The organism is Microvirga soli (genome assembly GCF_016734765.1).
Taxonomy (GTDB): domain Bacteria; phylum Pseudomonadota; class Alphaproteobacteria; order Rhizobiales; family Beijerinckiaceae; genus Microvirga; species Microvirga soli.
This window is the reverse complement of sequence record NZ_JAERQE010000042.1, coordinates 21894-37626: the sequence shown is the minus strand read 5'-3', so window position 1 is coordinate 37626 and position 15733 is coordinate 21894. Positions and strand designations below refer to the sequence as shown.

Here is a 15733-nt window from a genome sequence, read left to right as displayed (position 1 = left end):
CGCAGTCTCTCAAAGCGCCAAGTGTACTCCTCAATCGCGCAACGCACCTGGTCCCAACAACGTTCCGCTACCAAACAGCTAGAAGCCGCAACTAGCGCGATATTGCGAGAAGCTGCTTACGGTTCTGCTTAGTGACAAGCATCGGCCAAGCCTGCTTGAGCTGAGGCTCATACAATGGCGAGTTTGGTCATCAGTCATCAGGATGTTATTTTAGGTACCAAAGTGCTGGGTTGCACCAGTCGAACCTAGAGATCCATAAACAGGAATGTTATTGGGTACGCTGATCAGACCCGCACTTGACTCCGGCTGGGTCATACCTCCACTCACATCAGGCCTCCGGCCAGTCAGCAAAGATGCCTTGTGGCTAATGTCTCCATACTCATGTGAATTTTTCTGCCATAAATAGTCCGAGCTCAACTGCTCGATGCAGGTACAGCCGATCTGGCCCATCGTGACGTCGATCTCAGCCTGCAAGATTTGAATGGCTCGTCTGACGCCTTCATGACCACCTGCCGCTAGACCGAAAAGCGCTGCTCGTCCTATGAAAACGAAGCGCGCTCCTAGACACAGAGCAATGACGACATCTGATCCTGTGCGAATTCCTCCGTCCAGCATAACCTCCACATTATCGCCGACGGCCATCTTAATGATGGGAAGCATATCCAAAGGCGCAGGTGCGCGATCGAGTTGACGTCCGCCGTGGTTTGAAACGACGATCCCATCCACCCCCAAATCCACCGCACTCGTTGCATCTTTTGGACTGATAATCCCCTTAATGATCAGCTTTCCGGACCAAAGCCTCCGGTACCACTCAATCTCGCTCCACGTCTGCTTCGGCCGAACGGGTGCATATTCCCTACCGAACATCTCATCTAGGTCTTTTCTTGATGCGCCGGGCGCCGCGTAGGGAAGGAGATCCTCTAGAAGCGGCCTCCTCTTTAGATAATTCGCGACCCATCTTGGATGCCGCAGCGCCTCCAGGATAAGCCAAGGATTGGGACGCCCGGATCGCCTGTTATGTATGCTGCGCAGGCGGTGCCCCTCCACTGGAAGGTCGGCGGTCAATACCAGGTTCTTCACGCCGGCATCCGCTGCCCTCCGTAATAGGTCCTCAATAATGGCTCTGTTCGCCGTAGGATATGGCTGATACCAAAGATGGCTTGGAGCAGCTTCGGCCACGTTCTCGAGACGGACGGTTGTAAGTCCGGACATCACATAAGGGATGTTATCCGCAACGGCTGCTCGAGCCATCTTCAGCTCGCCCCCTGCATGGACCAGACCCTGCATTCCAGTTGGGGAAAAGCCTATCGGGCTTGAATATTCTTGGCCGAATAGTTGGACCGTTTGTGTCCTCTCCGATACATCGCGCATATAGCGAGGGAGAAGACGAAATTGTCGGAAGCTGTTCAGGTTGCCCTGGGCAGCCAGCTCATCTCCAGCACCTTCTTCGATCCAGTCGTAAATGATGCGCGGAAGAGCTTTTTTTGCAAGCTTTCTTAAGTCTTCGATTTCGGCAGCTTGGGATATTTTCATAGATACTCCGCTCTAAAATTCGCCTAGTTATAACCAGAAGACTGATTAAAAACACGCGACAATTGCAATTATTAGATGAGCGGCTCAAGATTTATTGAGAAGTACTTACGATGCGCTCCGGTGATCTTTTTAGCTGGCTTACAAACTCTCTGCCGTTCCGAACTATTGTAGAAACGTATCCGCGCAACAGCACAAATTCGAGCAATGCCAGGTAAACAATAAGCCCAAGGCCGATCCCAACCGAGGACGACATCAAGGTAGACCAGTTGTGATAACTGGCCCAGAGTTCAACTGCGATGACGCAGCCCATAAAGCCAAGGCCGGCGCCACCGATGCGCAGACCAGGCAAGACTCCCGATCGCCATGAAAGACCGCTGGCTTTCTGCAGCATGAAGAGACACAGCGGAACAAGGAGTGCCGACGATGCTGACCAGGCAAGCCCAACTCCAACGAGACTGAACTGGGCTCCCACGATGATGCACAACGTAACAAGTACGACCTGTGCAGCAGCGAGATGGAGAAACATACTCGTTTTGCCAAGCGCGGTTAAAGCTTGCCCGGCGAAGTACCAGAGTGGGAGGGTGAATGCAGCCAGGCTCATCGCTTCGAGCACATCGGTCGTCAGGGCCCACTCACTCCCGAAGAAGGTCGGAATGAGAAACTTTGCTGCCGCCCCCAATGTCAGGATCGCCGGCGTCCACACAACATAGGAGAGCGTGACCATTTCGGAATAAGCTTCCGCGAAGTCCTCTTTGTTGCTGGCTACTCGACTTAAGACCGGCATGACCAAGGCTCTCATTGGCGTCAGCAGAACCGTAATCACCATCTCCATTATTCGCGATCCGAGCGCATAATATCCGGCTGCGTGAGCGCCGAAAAAGAAGCCCACCAGGAGACCGTCCACTCTACTGCTGAGTGATGTCGCTAAGCTCGCGCTTATAAATTGACCGCCGAAATGGGTTAGCTCACGACAGCAGCCGCGGTCGAAGATAAGACGCGGACGCCATGAACTCGCGATCCATACAACTATTATGGAAACGACAGCTTGCACCAACTGGACAGCGACAAGGGACCAGATTCCCCATCCTATAATAGCCATGCCGATGCCGATCAGCGCGCCAAGGGTGCGTCCGGCCAAGGTTCTTCGTGCGAGAACTTCCATGTTCAGATCGCGTCGGAACAGCGCCCCCTGAATGCTGATCATGGCCTGCAGAGGACCCAGTAGAGCTATCCATCGCAGCACGTGTTCGATTACGGGCGCGCCAAAGATGTTTGCAATCGGACCTGCAAGCAATTGGACGGCGGCAAAGATCCCAAATGCGAGCGTAAGATTCATCCAGAAAGCGGTTGACTTGTATCTCTCCTCGGGTTCTTCCAACCGTATTAGCGCTTCAGCGACTCCCTGAAAAATAATGATGTTCAGCACACTGACGAACGTTATGGCCAACGTGAAGGCGCCATATTCTTTTGGACCAATGATACGCGCTATTACCAGGAAGACTACAAACGGTATGCCTTGCGCCCCGAGAACTTCCACAAGTAGCCAGAACAGAGCTTTCTTCTGCTTGCCTTGCATCGATTAAATCCAAGTTCTTGAGGCCGTGAAACGGCGTTGTCGCCAAAGCAGCCCGCGGACCGCCGTACAAGACTGAGATCACTCGTCTTCAAGTATAGCTGCTAGGTCGCGCACAGACATACCTTCTTTGGAGTGAGCCAATTTATATCTTCGTCTCGCCCCTTGAAGGAGGCATCGTCTATGCAAGCGGCGCCTCCCCTGCAGATGCGGAAAATTGGACCAGGCACACCGGAAGCCTTAAGCCAAGGCCGCGAAAGCCTTTCGCTGGGATGATATTCTGCGCAGTTAGCGCTTGAGCCCACCAGTGTGAAGAAGTGCCGGTATTGAGAATACATGGGCTTGGTTCAACCGAGATAAACAACGGAACGAAGCTTTCAGTCGTGACGGCACGTTATATTTAGATAGAGAGCTTGGAATTATTCTTTACTCTAGCCCCTCACGCAAGACTATACATACTGAGTACATTGCATGCAGATTTTGACCCACATGCGCATCTGTAACCTCGCCGTTCCACATAAGACTACTGGCGTCAGCGGAGACCTGGATAGCCTCACCGTGTGCCAACCTGCGCGAAACCACGAATCCAGGGCAAGCGTAGGCAGTATTTGGAATCTGCAGCGATTAGTCGATTGCAATGGCTGGCCTATTGGCGTGCAGAGGTATTAACTCTGAAGCGCAATTCACCCAAGAACAAATCACTCTAAGCCTGTTATCGGCCTTATCGCTCGACGTCAGCTTCTACCAGATGAGTTCTCTACTCCAGACTGAAGCGCTACCCCGAATGGCCTCTGAGCGATACTCATTTACTGTTTCAGTCATAACAACCATCACATATAAACAAAAGCTGCAAAGCGATCGGCCGCACTTTCAGGCGGCGCGACTGCGCTGATGTGTAGCGGCGGATGACAAGGGTGGTAATTTGATGTTTCCTGTAATCCTCACAGCTTATCGGCATCTCTGTTTCACTTCCATTCCATGGAAGATACATGCACCCAGCAGGATGACGGACTAGGAAATTCCATCGTTCCATGGCCGGAAATTCATTGCCTCTGTTGTTCTACAGAGCCACTCAGACGCGCGTCTTTCGACTGTGATTGCCTACTGTAAGTAACTTCACAATGTTCTTCGAAGTAACTCATCACGCATCGACCACAGGCATTCAGATTTATGTCGACCGGCGTCACCAGGGTTTTGGTGGAACCGCTCATCTTTTTTCGGCGCGTGGAGACATATCGCCGATCGTCCCGCAACAACGGATGCACACCTGTAGCAGTCGTGACCTAAATTACCCTTGAAGGGACCCTGGTATGAATGTCCGGCCAACAGAACATATGGGCGCGATTATTCGGTCAGACCGTGAATCCGATGCTGTCAGAACGAATATCATCACAATCATAGGAGGCCTTGCTCGCATCATTCGCTATCAGTGGGCAACAATGCTCTTGATATTCATCGGCATCGCATGCTTGGCAGGAGTGTATGCGGCGGTTGCTCGGCCACAGTACAATGCCACCGCAACATTGGTTGTTGAGTCGAGTAGAAGCCCAACCTCACAATCGACCCAAACCCCAGCTGACGCAGCCACGGAGTCGGCGAATATCGAAACACTTGCTGAAGTTGCCCGCTCAGAGGCGATCGCAACGGCCGTCGTTGACAAACTTGAGCTTTACAATGATCCGGAATTCATTGGGCGGGATCCAAACTCGGAGACTGAAGAGAGCATTATCAAAGGTATTCTGCGGCCGTTAATGGCATCGGTAAAAGTGCTTCTTGGCCGCAAGGAATTGTCCGAGAACGATCTCCATAAGCAAGCCGTGAACAGTTTGCGAGAGACCCTGCGTGTTCGGCGAGTTGCTCTGACATACGTCATCGAAATTTCCGCATCTTCTTCAGACCCGAGGAAAGCGGCCAACATAGCCAACACGGCCGCGCTGGAATTCGTTAAGTTCCAGCTGGAATCATCAAGTCTCGCGGCCAAGAGTGCTGGCGTATGGCTGGAGGCTCGACTGGTAGAACTCAGGGCTGAGGCCGAGGCGACCGAAGCAGCGATCAGCAACTTTCGTGCCAGTGGCGATCCCGGCAGCGAACCTCAAGAGCGCGCCACATTGCGAGAACTCGCAACCAGGGCTCAAACCTACAGATCGCTTTATGATGCCTTTCTCGCTCGTGCGGCGACCATGCAGCAGGCAGAGGTCCCAATTCCGGATGCTAGGATGGTCAGTGTCGCAACCGCCCCGCTCGAACCTAGTTTCCCCAGGCCAGGCCTTGTCTTACCGATCGGCATCGCGTTCGGTATCTTAGCTGCAGGCATTTGCGGTTGGCTCAAGGAACGAGGACAAGAGAAAGTTCGATCCGCCGCCGATGTTAAGAGACTTGTTAATAGCGACTTCCTTGGATCGGCTGTTGTCGGCAATCTATATCTTGATCGGGAAGCGGATTCCGTCTCCAAGGCGCTTCAGGGGCAATTCCTGCTGCCAAGCGGCGCGCGCGTCTCCGTTCAGCAACCGCAATCGGAATTGGCCGCAATTATCCGAAACATGCGTGTTGCCATCGATGCATCGGGCTGGGATCGCGAGTCCAAAGTCATCGGGATCGTTTCCGCATGTGCAGCAGAGGGAAAAACACTTGTCGCTGCCAACCTCGCCCAAGCAATCGCAGCTTCCGGCTCCAAGGTTCTGCTGGTCGACGCCAATGCCCCATACCCTACGCTGACGACGTTGTTGACATCCGCAGGCAGCCACTCCTGTCCTAACTCTGCTGTAGGAACGGAGAGAATACATGATCTGGCCCTGTACGCCGATCATGAAAACCTAGCGTTTCTACCGAATTATATCGACCGGCGAGATGTCGGCCCCAGCACGAGCATTCCGTCTCGCCAAATGCGCGACCTCCTCAAGGAAGCCCGCAGCATGTTCGACTATGTCATCGTGGATTTGCCGGCCATCACCGGCCAACCCGATGTTAGAGCACTCTCCAGCAGCATCGATCACTTTGTCCTTTTGATCCGCTCGAATTCTTCCGCTCAGCACAAGGTTGCGGAAGCCCTCGAAATGGTTCCGCAGATCAGGCCACTACTCGTAGGAACAATTCTAACAAGGTGACGGATGTGTCGCACGAAGGGCTGACTATCGTCGGGCACTCATCTGATTGGAAAGGCAGCCAAGCAGCAGGGTCGGCTTCATACTGCCGACCGATGCCACACCTGCATCGGGATACCCGATCGTCGATGCAAACAGCGGCGCTAGTCTAGCAGGATGTTGAACGCAAATCGCTTCTGGACGCGGCTTGCCCCATCGACCGACTGATCCAGGCAGAGATATAAAACATATGGTTCATAGCTCTCAAGCCCAGGCCGCTAAAGCCGTCTTATTCCTGATCGCCATATGCTCCTTTGCTAACTTTAATCCATTGCTTACAGGGTTATCGCCACAGAGTAACCTTCAGCAAACCATTGCTGTCGTTCTCTGGCTTACGATTGTTTTATTGTCGTTCACATGTGAGGTGCATCGCCGGGTGTGGACTGATGAGATGTACTTCTGCGCGATATTCTTCTGGTATGTCGCATGCTCATCTCTTTGGAACAACAATCCTTCCACAGGCATACCGAAAGCCGTGGCCCTGATCATAAGCACCTGGGGAGCTTGGCGCGTCAGCCTCCTGCTCGATTTTCGCGCCATCATGCAGACCGTGATGCATGCACTCGGCGCTCTGATAGTTGCGTCAGTTGCTGTCGTGTTAGTGAAGCCGTCTCTCGGGATCTCCAATAGTTGGCAGCATAATGGGCAGTGGCAAGGAATATTCGAAGTTAAACAGGTCCTAGGAACAACAAGCGCTATTCTTGTTTTCCTTTCCACTTATGCCTGCATTGAGAGAATTACGTTCGTTCGCTTTTTCTATCTCTGCATCAGTCTGCTGTGCGTCGTTGCATCAGGGTCACGCGGTGGAGCGATCATTGCTTTCTTTTCAGTCATTTGTGTCATCCTGGCCCGCAACTCGACAGCGTTGGCCAGATTGATTTCAATCATCCCCATACTGGTCTTCTGCATTGCGACTGTGACTATCGTCTTCTTGGCAAAAACCGGGTACAGTTACATTCCCATATTCGGGTATGAAGTCGACTTCACTGAGCGAACCCTGATTTGGCAGCATGCACTCGGCCTGTCGCTTGACCGCCCCTTCTTCGGGTATGGCCTCAATGGTTTTTGGACAATCGATGAGATCTATGTCTCATTCTTGAAGCAACGCGGATGGGTCCTCGACAACTTCCACAGCGGATATGTTGCGATCTTCACGGAATTGGGCATCGTTGGCATTTCGTTCGTAGGCGTAATCACATTCCTAATCGCCAGGCGCCTCGCAAGAATGATTGGGCGGCAGTCTTCACGCTCTTTGGACGAAGCATTTACGCGCGAGATTTGTTTCGGCCTGATCATAGTCCTCTTCGTGCTCAATCTTACGGAGACAATTTTTCTTAGGTCTACGAACTTCATGCATATTATGTTTGATCTTGCACTGTTCCAGTGCTTCAGCACTCGCAATCATGTGGTTAAAAGAACTGCGATTGGCGGCGGATATGCCGTCCAGAGCTGAACCCTCCCGATTTTGATAAAGTGGCGGCAAGGCCTTCGTCGATTCAGCCCCTTCAGGCATAACATCACGTGAGGCCGGAAACAGGGCCAGTTCTGCTAGTTGCCAAGGTGCAGAGCTATGATGCAGCGCCTCGCTGGGACGTGCCCCCGCCTCGCCTCCTCCCACAGCTTCACGTGATCTCCTGGAGCGACCTGAGCGGGTTCGATTTGAACAAAGCCCATCCTACGATAGAATGGCTCGTTCTACGGCAGATCACGATAGGTCCCCAGCTTGATGGCACCGTTTCCCAATCGTCTACCATGTGCTATGGCAGCTTCTACCAGCTAGATGCGGCTACCCCGACGTTGGTGCGATCCGGCAACCAAGACCTCCGCGATATGAAACGAGCCATCCAGATTATGTCGGTCGTAACCGGCCGATCAGGACCTTAGCGTCTGATTGCGAAGCTTAGAGAGATGTGCGGTCACACGGAATGGTGACACGACCATCTCTTCTTGGCAGCGCCACTACGACAGAGGCAGTTCGGGGCGCAAGCGCTCGAGCACTAGTGATGCGCCTATGGGGCGAAGCAGGATCGCATCGCTGATCGAGAGCTGCAAGCTATTCGGGGTAGAGCCCTATGGCCAGCTGGCGGGTGTGATCACCCGCATTGTCCTCGGACATCCCAAAAGCCGCCTTAGGTGAACTGCTGCCCTGGTCCTATCCCGCTGCGCAAGATCTCAGGGGAGTGGCCTAAACGCATCGCTTGCGATCCATCGTCTTGCCATAGCCCAGCGGATGGTAAAGCCTGGAGGGTTACTCCACCGTCACGGACTTGGCCAGATTGCGCGGCTGGTCCACGTCCTTCCCCATAAAGACAGCCGTGTGATAGGCGAGAAGCTGGATCGGGACTGCGTTGATGATCGGCGCCACTATGGGATGGACGGAAGGCATCACAATGGTGGCCATCGTGTCGAGGCCGGTCTCCAGGGCGCCCTTCTCGTCGGTGATGAGGATGATGCGACCGCCACGGGCGGCGACCTCCTGCATGTTGGAGACGGTCTTCTCGAAGATATTGTCGTGCGGTGCGATGACGATGACCGGCATCGTTTCGTCGATGAGCGCGATTGGGCCGTGCTTCAGCTCGCCGGCTGCGTAGCCTTCCGCGTGGATGTAGGAGATTTCCTTGAGCTTCAGGGCGCCTTCCATCGCAAGTGGATACGACGTTCCGCGTCCGAGATAGAGCACGTCCTTGGCCTTGGAGAGCTCGCGCGAGAGGACCTCGATCTGATGCTCCCGCTTCATCGCCTCAGTCATCTGGCCCGGCACGGCGATGAGTGCGCTCACCAGCTCCTTCTCGTCGGCTGCACTGAGTGTCCCTCGTGCGCGGCCGGCGGCAATGGCGAGCGACAGGAGCACGGTGAGCTGGCAGGTAAAGGCCTTGGTGGAGGCAACGCCCACTTCCACGCCAGCAAGGGTCTGGGCGACCACACTGCTCTCGCGAGCCATGGTGGAGGTCGGAACGTTTACCACGGAGAGCGTGTGCTGCTTTTCGGCGGTGGCGTAGCGCAGCGATGCCAGGGTGTCGGCCGTCTCCCCCGACTGAGAGACGAAAAGCGCCAAGCCGCCCGGCTCCAGGGGAGCTTCCCGGTAGCGGAACTCGGACGCCACATCGATCTCGACCGGGATGCGCGCCAAGCGCTCGAACCAGTATTTCGAGATCAGCCCCGCCAGATAGGCCGTGCCACAGGCGGAGATCGAAATGCGGTTCAGATCCTTGAAATCGAAGGGCAGTTCGAAAGGAAGCTCAACCCGTTCGCCTGCGAAGTTGACGTAATGCGCGAGCGTGCGTCCCACGACTTCCGCCTGTTCGTGGATTTCCTTGGCCATGAAGTGGCGGTAATTACCCTTGTCGGCCATGAAGGATCCGACTGGGATCTTGTGACGGATCCGTTGCGCGGACTTGCCGCTTTCGTCGCGGATATCGGCGCCCCTCTGGGTCAGGATCGCCCAATCGCCATCGTCCAGATACGCGACTTCATCGGTGAACGGTGCCAAGGCCAGGGCATCGGAGCCGAGATACATCTCGCCCTGTCCATAGCCGATGGCGAGAGGAGCGCCGTGACGCGCTCCGATCAACAGATCGTCCTCACCGGAGAACAGGAACCCGAGCGCAAAGGCGCCGCGAAGGCGGGGCAAAGTCACGGCCACTGCTTCGATGGGGCCACGTCCCTGGCGGATTTCATAGGTGACGAGCTGGGCCACCACTTCAGTGTCGGTCTCGGTCTCGAACCGGATGCCCTTTGCTTCGAGACCGGTCTTCAACTCGCGGAAGTTCTCGATGATGCCGTTATGAACCACCGCCAGCTTGTCGGTGGCGTGAGGATGGGCATTGGTCTCGTTGGGCTTGCCGTGGGTTGCCCAGCGGGTGTGGCCGATGCCTATGACACCGGAGAGCGGAGATTGGGAGAGCTTGGTCTCAAGGTTGCGCAGCTTGCCCTCGGCGCGCCTGCGGTCGAGGCGCCCCTCTTCCAGGGTCGCTACGCCGGCGGAATCGTAGCCGCGGTATTCAAGCCGTTTGAGCGCCTCTACGATCTGAGAGGCAACCGGCGTTTTCCCAATGATTCCAACAATGCCGCACATAATGAAGAACTTCCTTTTGCAACGCGACCAACGCTACGCTTGAGGCCTGTCTTACTCACGATAGACCTCAAGGGCAGAATCAACTTGCGTAACCTATTGTGACAGAGACGCTTATTTCCGTTTGGCCGCCTGGGCTTTGTCTCGGAACAGGATCGCCCAGCCTTCCTTGATGGTCTGACGTCCACGGCCAAGGCCGAGGGCATCATCCGGGATGTTCTCCGTGATAACGGAGCCGGAACCGACAAAGGCCCCCTTCCCGATGCTGATAGGAGCCACCAGGGAGGAATTGGAGCCGATGAAGGCACCTTCGCCGATCTCGGTCCGATGCTTGGCGAACCCGTCGTAATTGCAAGTGATCGTGCCAGCGCCGATATTCGCTTCGGCTCCCACGCTCGCATCGCCGAGATAGGTCAGGTGGCTGACCTTGGCGCCGGCCCCAAGCTCCGTGTTCTTGATCTCGACGAAGTTGCCGACCTTAGCCTTGGGTCCGATTGCCGCGCCGGGACGCAGGCGGGCGAACGGGCCGACTCCGGCAGCGGAAGCGATCTGCGCGCCCTCAAGATGGCTGAAGCTGTGGATGACGGCTCCCTCTTCGACCACCACGCCCGGACCGAACACCACATGCGGCTCGACCACGACATCCTGCCCCAGCCGGGTGTCGTGGCTGAAAAAGACCGTCTCGGGAGCAATCAGCGTCACGCCGGATGCCATAGCCGCCTGACGCAGGCGGTCCTGGATCATACGCTCGGCAGCGGCGAGCTGGGCCCGGTCGTTAACCCCATGCACCTCCTCCTCCGATACGACGGCAATCGCCATCCGGTGGCCGAGGCTGCGGGCGATCTCGACGATGTCGGTGAGATAGTACTCGCCCTTGGCATTCTTATTCTCCACCCGGTCGAGGAGAGTCAGGGCCAAGTCGCCCCGGATGGCCATGAGCCCGCCATTGCACAGGGTGATCAACCGCTCGACCTCGCTGGCATCCCTGTGTTCGCGAATGGCCAGGAGTTCGTTGCCTTCCGTAATGAAGCGGCCATAGCCGGTCGGATCCTTCGCTTCGAACCCCATGGCGACCACGGCCGCCCCTTCAGCCAGGGGAGCCCGCAGCTTGGTGAATGTCTCGGGCAGGATCAGGGGTGTATCGCCGAAAGCGATGATCACATCGTCGGCAGGCTGCGCCAGCGACTCCCGGGCGCTCAGAACCGCATGAGCTGTCCCGAGCCGGTCCTTCTGAACGAAGATCCTGGCCTGGCTTGAGATCTTCTGAACCTCCTTGGCCACATCCTCGCAATCCGGACCGATCACGACGGCGGTGCTGGTGGCGCCAGCCTGGGCTAGCGTCGCCAGCACATGGCCCAGCATGGAGCGGTTAGCGACCTGATGCAGGACCTTGGGCCTAGCGGATTTCATCCGGGTGCCCTCACCGGCTGCGAGCACGATAGCCAGGCAGCTCCGAGAGGATGATTGGGCGTTGTGAGACGGGGTCATACAGTTTCAATCCGGTGAGGCTCAGCCGTGCAGCTAAATCAGAAGGGGTAAAACGGCAAACGTTTCGTGAGCAATCAGGCAGTTTGCTGAATGGCCGCGTTTACTTCGTGCTCACGATTGACGATATGTATAAGGCATTCCACTGGTCTGGCTGAAGAGCCTTCGTACACGCAAGAGTATTACTGTGCCGGTTCCGCCAAGGGGTCCATCCCCCTTCCATCTTCGCCGGCGCGACATGCTGGCATATATCGGTGTCTCCGTCGCCGGGCTGGCATTCGCGCCGACTCTCAGGGCGCAGACGCCTCAAGAGACAATTTCCGCCAGGATGGGAGAGAATCAGCGGTTCGATCCGGCGGTCGTCGTCGATATTGCGCGCCAGCTCTCCAAGAAACCGTTTGCAGCTCCCCCAAATGACCTGCCTGACGTGTTCGCGAATCTGAACCCGGAGCAGTATGGCGCGATCCGTTATACGCAACCGCCGATCTGGAGCTCCGAGGCCCGCGGGATCGTGGTCGAACCGCTCCACCGCGGTTTCGTGTTTCGGGATGGGGTGGAGCTATTCATGGTGGAGGATGGGGCGGTCCGCCGCATCGGCTACCAGCCATCTCAGTTCGATTTCGGCCGGATCAATCTGCCGAACAACCTGGGCGACATCCGCTATTCCGGCTTCAAGCTCATCGCCCAGGTCGGCAACGGCAAGCCTTTCGACTTTGCCGTCGTGCAAGGCGGCACCTTCTTCCGCGCCCTCGCACGGGGGCAGAACTATGGCGCCATCGCTCGAGCGTTGACCTTACGCCCGGCTGAAGCCCGTGGGGAAGAATTTCCGGCTTTCCGTGCCTTCTGGCTGGAGCGCCCGGCCGTGGGCAGCAACAGCATCACGGTTCACGGCATTCTCGATTCGGAATCCACCACCGGGGCGGTCCGCATGACGTTCCGGCCCGGCGATATGACCATCGTCGATGTGGAGACCACTCTCTTCCCCAGGGTCAATCTGGAGCATGTGGGCCTCGGCGGCGTCGCCTCCACGTATCTTTATGGTCCGAACGATCTGCTGAACTCCGACGATATCCGACCGGCCGTCTTTGAGTCGTCCGGCCTTCAGATGCTGAACGGCTCCGGGGAGTGGCTCTGGCGTCCGCTTCAGAACCCGGAGACGCTCCAGATTTCCGCCTTCGTCGACAACTCGCCTCGCGGCTTCGGGCTGCTTCAGCGGGAGCGATCCTACGAGGCTTTCCAGGATGACGACCAGCGCTTCGACCGCCGGCCGAGTGTCTGGATCGAGCCGCTCGGCGATTGGGGCCAAGGGAGCGTACAGCTTCTGGAGATCCCAACCGACGCAGAGATCAATGACAACATACTCACCTATTGGCGCCCAAAGGCTCCAATGGCTGCAGGCTCCGAGGTTGCCTTGGCCTATCGGCAGTACTGGGGATGGAACGCGCCGGAACGGCCGCCGCTCGCAACAGTGGTGCAGACCCGTTCTGGACGGGGCAGCGGCGGACGGCGGCGGCGGTTCGCGGTCGACTTCATTGGGGATGTGTTGGGCGAAAATCTGCCGACGGACCTAAGATCCGTCTTAACCGTTGGCCCTGGAACATTCCAAAACCTCAAACTTTTGCCATATCCTGATAGAAAGACAGTACGTGTCGCATTCGAGCTTGACCCGGGCAACGAAAACGCGTGTGAGATGCGCCTGATCCTTGAAGCAGGCGGGAAACCGATTAGCGAGACATGGCTGTATCGTTGGACACCGTAAGTCACGACTCGAACCCGAACGTAGCCGCTATCGAGCGGCTTGCCGCCGCTATGCCTCCCGAAAAGCACCTCGATATGCCGACCCAGTCGCTTCGGCGCTGGTCGGCTTCCGAGGAGCGCAGGCCCGTTCTCCAGCACCCGAAGCTGGGAACATGGCTCGCACGCCTCTTCGTCTTCGGCGGCGGCCTCCTGCTCACCGCCTACGGCACCTGGGAAATGTACCAAGTCGTGTCGGTCAGCCGCACCACGGCCCTTCAGTGGGTGCTCGTTGGCCTGTTCACGGTCAACTTTTCGTGGATTGCCGTTGCCTTCACCAGCGCTCTCCTGGGTTTCCTCGCCCTGCTCCGCCGCCCGGGACATCGCGGGCCGCTGCCCTCGACGCTTCAACATAAGACCGCCATCGTCATGCCGGTCTATAACGAGCAGACGGACCGGACCTTCGCAGCCCTGGAAGCGATCTTTGAATCCGTTCACGCGACCGGCCTCGGGGATAGCTTCGACTATTTTATTCTCTCCGACACCACCAATCCGGATGCCTGGGTCGCGGAAGAGCGCGCTTTCCTCGCCTTGAAGGAGCGCCTGGGACCGGGCGCGCGGTTCTATTATCGGCACCGCCAGAAGAACCATCACCGCAAGGCCGGCAACATTGCCGATTTCGTCTCCCGCTGGGGTGGACATTACGAGCACACGCTTGTGCTTGATGCCGACAGCCTCATGACCGGCGAGTGCATTGTGCGCTTGGCCGCCGCCATGGAAGCAGACCCTGACGCCGGCATCATCCAGTCGCTGCCGCTGATCATCAACCGCAACACCCTCTTTGCCCGCGTTCAGCAATATGCCGCCCGTGTCACCGGCCCGGTGATTGCTATGGGCCTTGCGGTCTGGATGGGTCGCGACGGCAATTACTGGGGTCATAACGCCATTATTCGCACCAAGGCCTTCGCGGCTCATGGCGGACTGCCGGACCTGAAGGGCAAGCCGCCCTTCGGCGGCCACATCCTCAGCCACGACTTCGTCGAGGCGGCGCTGTTGCGCCGCGCCGGCTGGTCGGTCTACATGCTGGCGGACCTGCAGGGTTCCTACGAGGAAAGCCCGCCTTCTCTCATCGACCTCTCGGCTCGCGACCGCCGCTGGTGCCAGGGCAATCTCCAGCATATGCGGGTCGTCACGGCGAAGGGCCTGAAGCTGCCGACCAGGCAACACTTCGCCACCGGCATCATGTCGTACCTCGCATCGCCGTTCTGGCTGTTCCAGCTGATCGTCGGTATCGCCCTGGTCCTGCAGACCACCTATATCCGGCCGGAATATTTCGCCCGCGACTTCCGCCTCTACCCGATCTGGCCCCGGTTCGACCCCGAGCGAGCCCTTACCCTGTTTGCCGTGACCATGGGGATCCTGCTTGCGCCGAAGTTATTCGGGCTGATCCTGATGCTCATTCGCGGCAACGACCGGCGTGCGTCGGGAGGCGGTATCCGCCTGGTCATTTCCTCGACGATCGAGATCATCCTGTCGGCCCTTCTGGCGCCGATTCTGATGCTCATCCAGTCGGGTTCGGTGTTTCAGATCCTGCTCGGGCGTGACACGGGCTGGCAGCCGCAGCGCCGCGACGATGGCTCCATCCCGATCAAGGACATCGTCCGTCGTCACCGGGCCCACACGGTCCTCGGAGCGCTTGCGGGTCTCTCGGCCTTCATGATCGCCACATCCCTGTTCCTTTGGATGTCGCCCACGATCATCGGTCTCCTGCTGGCGATCCCGCTCTCCTGGCTCAGCGGCCAATTGGGTGCGGGGCTTGCCTTGAAGAGGCTTGGTCTCCTCATGACGCCCGAGGAGCACCAGCCTCCGGCCATCGCTACTCGCGCCAACGAACTTCAGGCCCGCAACGTCACCTTCGGCTTTGACGATGCAGACAGCCTCAGGGCGATCTATGAAGACCAGATCCTGAGAGAGCGCCACATCGAGATGCTCCCGCCCACTCCGCCCCGCAAACGCGGGATCATCGAGACGGAGCGGGCGCTTGCGGAAGCCAAGCTCGTCGATGCCGAAACCATCGAGGATGCGGTGAGCTGGCTCCACAATAAGGAGCGTATGGTCGTTCTCCACGACCGGGCGCTGATTGACATGCTAGTGCATTTGAAGCCCAAGCCAGCCGAAGCACAGGCCGCCGAGTAG

The 15733-nt window shown here is 57.2% G+C and carries 8 protein-coding genes and 1 pseudogene; 5 read left to right on the top strand and 4 right to left on the bottom strand.

Features of this window, described 5'->3' with window-relative positions; genetic code table 11:
• Positions 1 to 210: 210 nt before the first annotated feature.
• Complete coding sequence (locus JKL45_RS23455; RefSeq protein ID WP_201864219.1) at positions 211 to 1533, bottom strand: alpha-hydroxy acid oxidase; 1323 nt, start codon at positions 1531 to 1533, stop codon at positions 211 to 213.
• A 91-nt stretch (positions 1534 to 1624) separates the two neighbouring features.
• Positions 1625 to 3109 (bottom strand): lipopolysaccharide biosynthesis protein, encoded by a 1485-nt coding sequence (locus tag JKL45_RS23450; RefSeq protein ID WP_201864218.1) that lies wholly within the window; start codon positions 3107 to 3109, stop codon positions 1625 to 1627.
• 1331 nt (positions 3110 to 4440) lie between these two features.
• Here JKL45_RS23450 and JKL45_RS23445 point away from each other — a divergent pair.
• From JKL45_RS23445 to JKL45_RS23435, 3 genes and pseudogenes are all read left to right on the top strand, one after another.
• Positions 4441 to 6210 (top strand): AAA family ATPase, encoded by a 1770-nt coding sequence (locus tag JKL45_RS23445; protein ID WP_201864217.1) that lies wholly within the window; start codon positions 4441 to 4443, stop codon positions 6208 to 6210.
• 226 nt (positions 6211 to 6436) lie between these two features.
• Complete coding sequence (locus tag JKL45_RS23440) at positions 6437 to 7699, top strand: O-antigen ligase family protein (RefSeq protein ID WP_201864216.1); 1263 nt, start codon at positions 6437 to 6439, stop codon at positions 7697 to 7699.
• Between the two features lie 573 nt (positions 7700 to 8272).
• Positions 8273 to 8435: pseudogene (locus JKL45_RS23435) on the top strand (transposase domain-containing protein); the annotation flags it as partial.
• 59 nt (positions 8436 to 8494) lie between these two features.
• Here the strand turns inward: JKL45_RS23435 and glmS are convergent.
• Positions 8495 to 10321 (bottom strand): glutamine--fructose-6-phosphate transaminase (isomerizing), encoded by a 1827-nt coding sequence (gene glmS, locus JKL45_RS23430; protein WP_201864214.1) that lies wholly within the window; start codon positions 10319 to 10321, stop codon positions 8495 to 8497.
• A gap of 111 nt (positions 10322 to 10432) precedes the next feature.
• On the bottom strand, positions 10433 to 11806 hold the full coding sequence (glmU, locus tag JKL45_RS23425; RefSeq protein ID WP_201864213.1) for a bifunctional UDP-N-acetylglucosamine diphosphorylase/glucosamine-1-phosphate N-acetyltransferase GlmU: 1374 nt from the start codon (positions 11804 to 11806) through the stop codon (positions 10433 to 10435).
• 235 nt (positions 11807 to 12041) lie between these two features.
• Here glmU and JKL45_RS23420 point away from each other — a divergent pair, with 235 nt between their 5' ends.
• Together JKL45_RS23420 and mdoH are read left to right on the top strand one after the other, a co-directional pair.
• Entirely contained in the window at positions 12042 to 13562 is a 1521-nt protein-coding gene (locus tag JKL45_RS23420) for an OpgD/OpgG family glucan biosynthesis protein (RefSeq protein WP_246498868.1), read from the top strand.
• Positions 13538 to 15733 carry a glucans biosynthesis glucosyltransferase MdoH gene (gene mdoH, locus JKL45_RS23415; RefSeq protein ID WP_201864212.1) on the top strand — a complete coding sequence of 732 codons (2196 nt, stop codon included), beginning with the start codon at positions 13538 to 13540 and terminating at the stop codon, positions 15731 to 15733. The genes JKL45_RS23420 and mdoH overlap by 25 nt, the downstream gene beginning before the upstream one ends.

What these genes read in the sequence shown, in the direction of transcription:
- mdoH (WP_201864212.1), top strand. Translation starts at nt 13,538, where the DNA reads ATGGCTGTATCGTTGGACACCGTAAGTCACGACTCGAACCCGAACGTA.
- JKL45_RS23455 (WP_201864219.1), bottom strand. Translation starts at nt 1,533, where the DNA reads ATGAAAATATCCCAAGCTGCCGAAATCGAAGACTTAAGAAAGCTTGCA.
- JKL45_RS23450 (WP_201864218.1), bottom strand. Translation starts at nt 3,109, where the DNA reads ATGCAAGGCAAGCAGAAGAAAGCTCTGTTCTGGCTACTTGTGGAAGTT.
- glmS (WP_201864214.1), bottom strand. Translation starts at nt 10,321, where the DNA reads ATGTGCGGCATTGTTGGAATCATTGGGAAAACGCCGGTTGCCTCTCAG.
- glmU (WP_201864213.1), bottom strand. Translation starts at nt 11,806, where the DNA reads ATGACCCCGTCTCACAACGCCCAATCATCCTCTCGGAGCTGCCTGGCT.
- JKL45_RS23440 (WP_201864216.1), top strand. Translation starts at nt 6,437, where the DNA reads ATGGTTCATAGCTCTCAAGCCCAGGCCGCTAAAGCCGTCTTATTCCTG.
- JKL45_RS23445 (WP_201864217.1), top strand. Translation starts at nt 4,441, where the DNA reads ATGGGCGCGATTATTCGGTCAGACCGTGAATCCGATGCTGTCAGAACG.
- JKL45_RS23420 (WP_246498868.1), top strand. Translation starts at nt 12,042, where the DNA reads ATGCTGGCATATATCGGTGTCTCCGTCGCCGGGCTGGCATTCGCGCCG.